The following is a 6,749-nucleotide window of genomic DNA, read 5'->3' on the forward strand; positions in this document are numbered from 1 at the left end:
CTTTTTCGCTGTGGCGTACATCCGGGCGGCCTCTCTGAGATGGTCGGCATCGATATGGCAGATCTCGGCCACCTTCTCCGGGGTATAATCCTTCACGATCTCCTTAAGTTCCTCATAGCCTTCGGTTCTGTTTTTAATAAACTCCTTATCCTCCAGCCCCTCGGAAATGATGATATTGATCATGCCGTTCACGAAGGCCACATTGGTGCCGGGCTTCAGCATCAGGTGCAGGTCGGCCTTTTCCGAAAGAGCGATCTTGCGGGGATCAACTACAATCAGACGCGTTCCCCTCATCACCGCCTGCCGGATCTGCATGCCGATCACCGGATGAGCCTCTTCGGGGTTGGATCCTACCAGCAGGATCACATCCACATCCGTAGTAATGTCAGAGATGGGGTTGGTCATGGCTCCGGAACCCAGAGTCATGGCGAGACCGGCCACGGAGGCAGAGTGACACACCCGGGCGCAGTTATCCACATTGTTGGTGCCGAAGGCGCAGCGCACCATCTTCTGAAGCATGTAGCAGTCTTCATTGGGAGAACGGGAACAGGCAAAGCCCGCCAGAGCATCAGAACCGTAAACCGTTTTGATTTCGGTGAATTTTCTGGCAATAAGATCCAGAGCCTCGTCCCAGGTGGCTCTTTCAAATTCCCCTGTATCCTGATTCTTAATCAGCGGGTAGCGGAGACGCTCCGGCGAGTGCACGAAATTAAAGGATCCGAACCGGCCCTTGACGCACAAAAGGCCCTTATTGGAGGGGCCATCGGCCGGCATGACGTCCAGAATGGTGTTGTCCTTTACCAGGAGATAGAACTGACAGCCGGTAGCGCAGTGCGGACAGGTGGTCAGCACCTTATTTACCTTGCTGGTCTGGTACTTCCGCATGTTCTTGGCCACCAGAGCACCGGTGGGACAGGCAGCGGCGCAGTTGCCGCAGAGCTCGCAGCTTGTCTCCTTCCAGTCCTTGCCGAAGGGAGCTTCGATAAAGGTTTTGGTGCCGATTTTAGAGGCGTTGAGCACCCCGTTTCCCACCATGCGGCTGCACATGCTGACGCAGCGCTGACAGCCGATGCAGAGATCAGGATAGTACGACAGAAAAGGATTATCTGTCATGTTAGGCAACTGTTGCGCGACTTGGGTCTTATAAGGGTTTTCCAGCGGGAGCTCAAACTCCTGCGCCAGCTTCTGGAGCTCGCAGTCGCCGGTTTTGCTGCAGCTCAGGCAGCGCACATCATGATGGGCCAGCATGAGCTGCAGCACCATCTGCCGGGCCAGCTTGACCTTGTCAGTGGCGGTAAGCACCGACATGCCATCCCAGATCTTGGTATTGCAGGCCGGCACCAGATTGGAGCAGCCGTCAACCTCCACCACGCACATGCGGCAGGAGCCGATTTCATTGACGTTTTTAAGATGACACAGGGTAGGAATGTAAATACCGTTACTCCGGGCCACCTCCAGAATGGTCTGCCCCTTCGCAGCCTGAAACTCCCGGCCGTCTATGACAATGCGGATCTTATCACTCATTATAAAAGACCTCCCTTCATGGTGCCGCTCCCGAACACATCGCACCGGAGGCATTTGCCGCACTCCTGCATGGCCTCCTCATGGGTCATGCTGTTCTCCACCGGGCAGAAGCTCTTCTTTCTTTCCCGGGCGGACTTTTCTGTAAGATTAACTCTGCCCATATGATGCCTCATGTTGCCGCGGCTTTCCGGAATTTCGATGTTCATCCGGTAATGGTGGTGGTAGCCCAGATACGAATCGATGTTCATGGCGGCCACCCTCCCGGCCCCGATGGCCAGAATGGCAGTGGCCGGACCGCTGACGCAGTCTCCGCCCACAAACACTCCCGGATGATCCTTCATGGCCGTGGTGGTGTCAGTGATAAAGCAGCCCCGGGTATTCTTTTCATAGGCAGAGAAGCCGTCAGACACAATGGACTGACCGATGGCCATGAAGATCACGTCGCAGGGGATCTCGTATTCCTCCTTGTCAGCGTCTCTTACCATGGGCATGCCGGTATTGCTGTCATAGAAGCTGGTAATCTGCGGCTTCGTAATAAGACTCTTAATATTCCCGTTTTCGTCCACCCGGATCTCGGAAGGCGCATACATGGTCATAAGCTCCACGCCCTCTTCAATGGCTCCCTGGATCTCCGAAGGCAGCGCCGTCATGTCCACCTGCGGTTCTCTTACAGCCAGAGTTACCGAGGCTGCGCCGCAGCGCACTGCGGAACGGGCGCAGTCCATAGCCACATTGCCGCCGCCGATAACCACTACGTTCTTGCCGGTAAAGTCCGGAATATCTCCGTGGCCGATGCGATCCAGCATCTCCACCGCGGAAGCCACATTGGGGTTGTCATAGTTCTTGATGGGAATTACCCGGCCCTTCTGCGCTCCGATGGCGATATAGACCGCGTCATATTCCTTCTCCAGTTCCTCCGTGGTGACATCGGCGCCGATGCTGACATTTAGCCGCACCTCGATGCCGCCTACCGCCAGAATGGCCTTAATGTCTTCATCAAGACGATCCTTGGGCAGCCGGTACCCCGGAATGCCGTAGCGCAGCATGCCGCCCAGCTTTTCCTTCGCCTCGTAAACCACTACGGAGTGCCCCATCCGGGACAGGAAGTAGGCGCAGGTAAGGCCGGAGGGGCCGCCTCCCACCACGGCGATTTTCTTGCCGGTATCCACCATGCGGGGGGCCGGGGGAATCCTGTCGGCATGAATCTGATCCACGGCGAACTTCTTGAGGCCTCTGATATTGATTTCCGCATCAATGAGAGTTCTCCGGCACTGGGATTCGCAGGGACGCTCGCACACAAAGGCGCAGGCAGTGGGGAAGGGATTGTCCTCTCTTATAAGATTAATGGCATCAGAGTATCGGCCGTCCTTGATAAGAGCGATATAGCCCGGAATGTTAACATTGGCCGGACAGTTATACATGCAGGGCACCTTTACCGAGACGCTGGACTGGCAGCGATGGTGATTGATGTGGTAAAGGTACTCGTCCTTGAAGTTCTTGATATTGGCCAGCACCATGTAGGCAGCTTCATAGCCGATGGCGCAGTCAGCTGTCTCCTTGATGGTCTGAGCCAGCCACAGCATATCCACGTACATATCCATGTCCGCGCTGCCGTCCAGCACCTTCTGAAGCATGTTCTCCAGCTGCTCCAGGCCCTTGGCGCAGGGCACGCACTTGCCGCAGGTCTGGCTGCGGGCGGTACGGAGATAAGCGATGTGAGTTGAGATGCAGCAGACCCCCGGAGGATTGGCCACCACTCTTTTCTGGAAGGTGGACAGAAAACTGGTTATCAGTTTGCTGCGCTGAGTGTTCTTCAGCTCATGTTTCTGTTCCATAGGATTACCGTAAAAGCGTTAAGAAAAGTCCGGGCAGGAAACCGGCTAACCTGGTGGCTGCCTGCCGCCGTAAAAAAGGATTAAAAAGACTTTCGACCGGTTCCGGGGAGTATCCGAAGTCCCGGCGGACAAAAAAAACTGATCTTCGTAATTTTACTTTTTTATGGTGGTGAAACACCTTAATTAAGCAGGGAATTTTGACAGATGTCACTCATAAACAGGCTGTTCCGCTGTGAATTCCATGCTCCGCATATGCTTCATGAAGCCGGGAACATTTTCAGGAACAACATATCATGAAGCATCTTCAAAAAGACATAATGCAAAAGCATCACTGTTATCATAATTGTTTTTCATGCTGATATTTCAGCATGTCATTTTGCGAGAATCTTCATTTTTGTTGTTTTTTAGTCACACCGATTCCCAAAATCAGCCATTTCATAAAAATTCGGGGTTACCCAAACGAAATTCGTTGACAAAGTATATTGATAATCTATACTTTGGCGGTTGTTTTCACTAACAGTCATTGAATTGAGGTATTTTCATGACACAGGTAAATACGGACATTGCCAGGAATCTCTCAGCTGCCAAAAAAACGGCGAGTTATGACAAAGCAGCCAAACTGCTGCTCAGCAACAAGGATATTCTGGCAAACATTCTGAAAGAATGCGTTTCGGAATTTCAGGAATTTGACAGGAACTTCATCAGGGACAAGTGTCTTCTGGACGGGGTAAGCGTTGACAAGTATTCCGTGGACTGGGATGCTCCGGATGATGACAGCAACGGCACAGAAAGCATTACCGGGCTCAATCCTGAAGATAACACCATTCTCGAGGGGAAGAGAAACTTTGATCTCCTGTTTGAAGCTCAGGTGCCCCTAACCGAGAATAACAGGCGGCGCCGCAAGAAGGCAAAGGGACATCAGGATGCTGCGGCTTCAGGCAAAGAGGATGCGGCCACTTCTTATGAGCCGGAAAAAATTGTTTTGATGTTCAATTTGGAAGTCCAGCAGGATACCAGCCCGGACTACCCCCTGATAAACAGGGCTATTTTTTATATCTGCCGGATGATTGGAAGGCAGCAGCGCATGATCAAGGATTTTGACTACAGCAAGATGCGCAAGGTCTATTCCATCTGGATATGTCCCAATCCTAAAAATGAAACGAGCAATCGCATTTTCAGATACCGATTTCATCCGTGTCAGGCGCTCAAAGAAGTGCTTAAGAACGATGAGACATATGTCGACGAGAGTGATGATCTGATGAAGACATTGCTAGAGGAGAATCAGCACGATTTGATGGAGATTATTTTTATCTATGTTGCCAATTATCAGCTGGATAGTCCAACTCCGGTCATAAAAATGCTGGGAAACCTTTTTTCACGGCAAAAAACAGTTGATGAACGGAAGAAAATTTTGGAAAATGAATTTGGCATCAGAATGACGAAAGAAGATACCGGGAGGATGGACGAAATGTGCAACATGGGGCAAGCCTTGTTAGATGAAGGGATTGAAATAGGCGAGGCTAAAGGGATCAAAATAGGCGAGGCTAAAGGCAAAGCGGAAGGCAAAGCGGAAGGCAAAATTGAAGGTATCAAAATAGCTCGGCTTGGAAGCGTTAAGAATGCCAGAAAAGAATTGGGGTGTACCTGGGAACGTGCGATGGCCGTTGTCGGCATTCCTGAAAACGAGTATGCGGAATACAAGGAAATGCTGAAGAAGGAGGGGCAGGCTTTGACCTGACAGCGGCTCCGGGTTTAAGTGTTTGCTGTTTCCTTGTTTATGCATGCGGCGAGACAGAGGCTTTGTACGCCTTCTTCTTGCCGCTTTTGCATTCACAAAGAGGTACTCTTGAGACAGAAAGGAGATGGACGAAATGTGCAACATGGGGCAAGCCTTGTTAGATGAAGGGATTGAAATAGGCGAGGCTAAAGGCAAAGCGGAAGGCAAAATTGAAGGTATCAAAACAGCTCGGCTTGGAAGCGTTAAGAATGCCAGAAAAGAATTGGGGTGTACCTGGGAGCGTGCGATGGCCGTTGTCGGCGTTCCTGAAAACGAGTACGCGGAATACAAGGAAATGCTGAAGAATGAGGGGCTGGCTTTGACCTGACAGCAGTTCCAGGTTTAGGTGTTTTCAGTTTTTCCTGTTTACGCAGCTGTGAGAAAGATGCTTTGTACGCTTTCTTCCTGCCGCTTCCGCTCGCCATCCATCGGCCAGCCTCTTCCTCCGTTAAACCGCTGGCTTTTCCCTTTCCTCCGGGAGCCCCGCATTATCCCTGAAATGCCCTAAGGAAACCTGATACTCCTGAAGCTCCTCCGGGGTGTTGAGATTAAGGTAATTAAAGCGGCGTTCCTCCGGCACCTCGCAGAGACGGTAAGCCGACTTCATGATGGCGTTACGCAGCCTGAGATCCCCCTTTTCCAGACATTCCCGGAACACCGGGATCATCCGCCGGGAATACAAAGCCGCCAAAGGCTGCCATCTTCCGTTAACCGCCGGTATCAGGGCATCCTCGCCCCGGTAATCGGCAATAATCCTTCCGGCCTCTTCTCCGGTAAAAGCCGGCATATCGCAGGCAATAACGAAAAGGGGATCCTTTTCCGCATGACCGAGCGCCGTAAGAATGGCCCCCAAGGGGCCGGTGCCGGGATACTCATCACGAAGAGGGGTAAAGCCGGGATATTCATAATGCTGATCCGGCGCCAGTGAGAGATAACGGCAGGGAAAAAAGCTGAGCCGCCCGGCTAGCGCCTCAAAAAACCGTCGCCCCGCGGAATCCTTGAGTTCCGCCTTCGGAAATCCCATGCGGGAGGACCGGCCTCCGGTCAGCACCGCCACGGCGGCATCAGGAACAATGATATTCGCCATGAACGCCGCCCGTCTTATGAAGCAGTCTGATATTTCCGATAACCATGTTTTTCTGCACCGCCTTGCACATGTCGTAAACGGTCAGAGCGGCGGCGGAAACGGCCGTAAGAGCCTCCATTTCAACTCCGGTGCTGCCGCGGTTCTTCACAGTGGCCCTGATAAGCACTGCTGTTCTCTCCTCATCAAGAGACAATGCCAGATCCACTCCGGAAAGCAGCAAAGGATGGCACATGGGAATGAGATCCGGAGTTTTTTTAGCCCCCATAATGCCGGCCACCTGAGCCACAGTAAGAACGTCGCCCTTTTTAATGCCGCCGCTTTTAATAAGGCTCAGGGTTTCCTCATTAACGTATACCAGCCCCTCGGCCACCGCCGTGCGCAGGGTGTCGTTCTTTTCTGACACATCCACCATGCGAGACTTTCCCTGATCATTGAAATGAGTAAAATCTGACACATTACCCTCCTATGCGCTGCATGCGGATCCGAATATGGTCATCATCCCCGTCTTGCGAGATACTGTGTTCCC

At 52.3% G+C, this 6,749-nt stretch carries 6 protein-coding genes; 2 read left to right on the forward strand and 4 right to left on the reverse strand.

Features of this window, described 5'->3' with window-relative positions:
• Positions 1-1,524: molybdopterin-dependent oxidoreductase (locus ACJROR_RS02780; RefSeq protein WP_406545758.1), on the reverse strand; the 1,524-nt coding region annotated here is incomplete at its 3' end.
• Positions 1,524-3,359, reverse strand: coding sequence for an NAD(P)-binding protein (locus ACJROR_RS02785; RefSeq protein ID WP_406545759.1), 1,836 nt, complete (start codon positions 3,357-3,359; stop codon positions 1,524-1,526). The genes ACJROR_RS02785 and ACJROR_RS02780, both read right to left, overlap by 1 nt.
• 541 nt (positions 3,360-3,900) lie before the next feature.
• On the opposite strand from ACJROR_RS02785, the gene ACJROR_RS02790 reads away from it, so the two are divergent.
• On the forward strand, positions 3,901-5,097 hold the full coding sequence (locus tag ACJROR_RS02790; RefSeq protein WP_406545760.1) for a hypothetical protein: 1,197 nt from the start codon (positions 3,901-3,903) through the stop codon (positions 5,095-5,097).
• 124 nt (positions 5,098-5,221) lie between these two features.
• On the forward strand, positions 5,222-5,464 hold the full coding sequence (locus tag ACJROR_RS02795) for a hypothetical protein (protein ID WP_406545761.1): 243 nt from the start codon (positions 5,222-5,224) through the stop codon (positions 5,462-5,464).
• Between the two features lie 120 nt (positions 5,465-5,584).
• Here ACJROR_RS02795 and ACJROR_RS02800 read toward each other — a convergent pair whose 3' ends face one another.
• Both ACJROR_RS02800 and moaC read right to left on the reverse strand, forming a co-directional pair.
• Positions 5,585-6,223: a molybdenum cofactor guanylyltransferase gene (locus tag ACJROR_RS02800; protein WP_406545762.1), complete on the reverse strand. Its 639-nt coding sequence runs from the start codon at positions 6,221-6,223 to the stop codon at positions 5,585-5,587.
• Positions 6,201-6,677, reverse strand: coding sequence for a cyclic pyranopterin monophosphate synthase MoaC (moaC, locus tag ACJROR_RS02805; protein WP_406545763.1), 477 nt, complete (start codon positions 6,675-6,677; stop codon positions 6,201-6,203). The genes ACJROR_RS02800 and moaC overlap by 23 nt, the downstream gene beginning before the upstream one ends.
• Between the last annotated feature and the right edge of the window lie 72 nt (positions 6,678-6,749).

Origin of the sequence: Succinimonas sp. (assembly GCF_045225735.1) — a bacterium.
In the GTDB taxonomy this organism is placed as follows: Bacteria; Pseudomonadota; Gammaproteobacteria; order Enterobacterales; family Succinivibrionaceae; genus Succinimonas.

What these genes read in the sequence shown, in the direction of transcription:
- ACJROR_RS02785 (WP_406545759.1), bottom strand. Translation starts at nt 3,359, where the DNA reads ATGGAACAGAAACATGAGCTGAAGAACACTCAGCGCAGCAAACTGATA.
- ACJROR_RS02795 (WP_406545761.1), top strand. Translation starts at nt 5,222, where the DNA reads ATGGACGAAATGTGCAACATGGGGCAAGCCTTGTTAGATGAAGGGATT.
- ACJROR_RS02800 (WP_406545762.1), bottom strand. Translation starts at nt 6,223, where the DNA reads ATGGCGAATATCATTGTTCCTGATGCCGCCGTGGCGGTGCTGACCGGA.
- ACJROR_RS02790 (WP_406545760.1), top strand. Translation starts at nt 3,901, where the DNA reads ATGACACAGGTAAATACGGACATTGCCAGGAATCTCTCAGCTGCCAAA.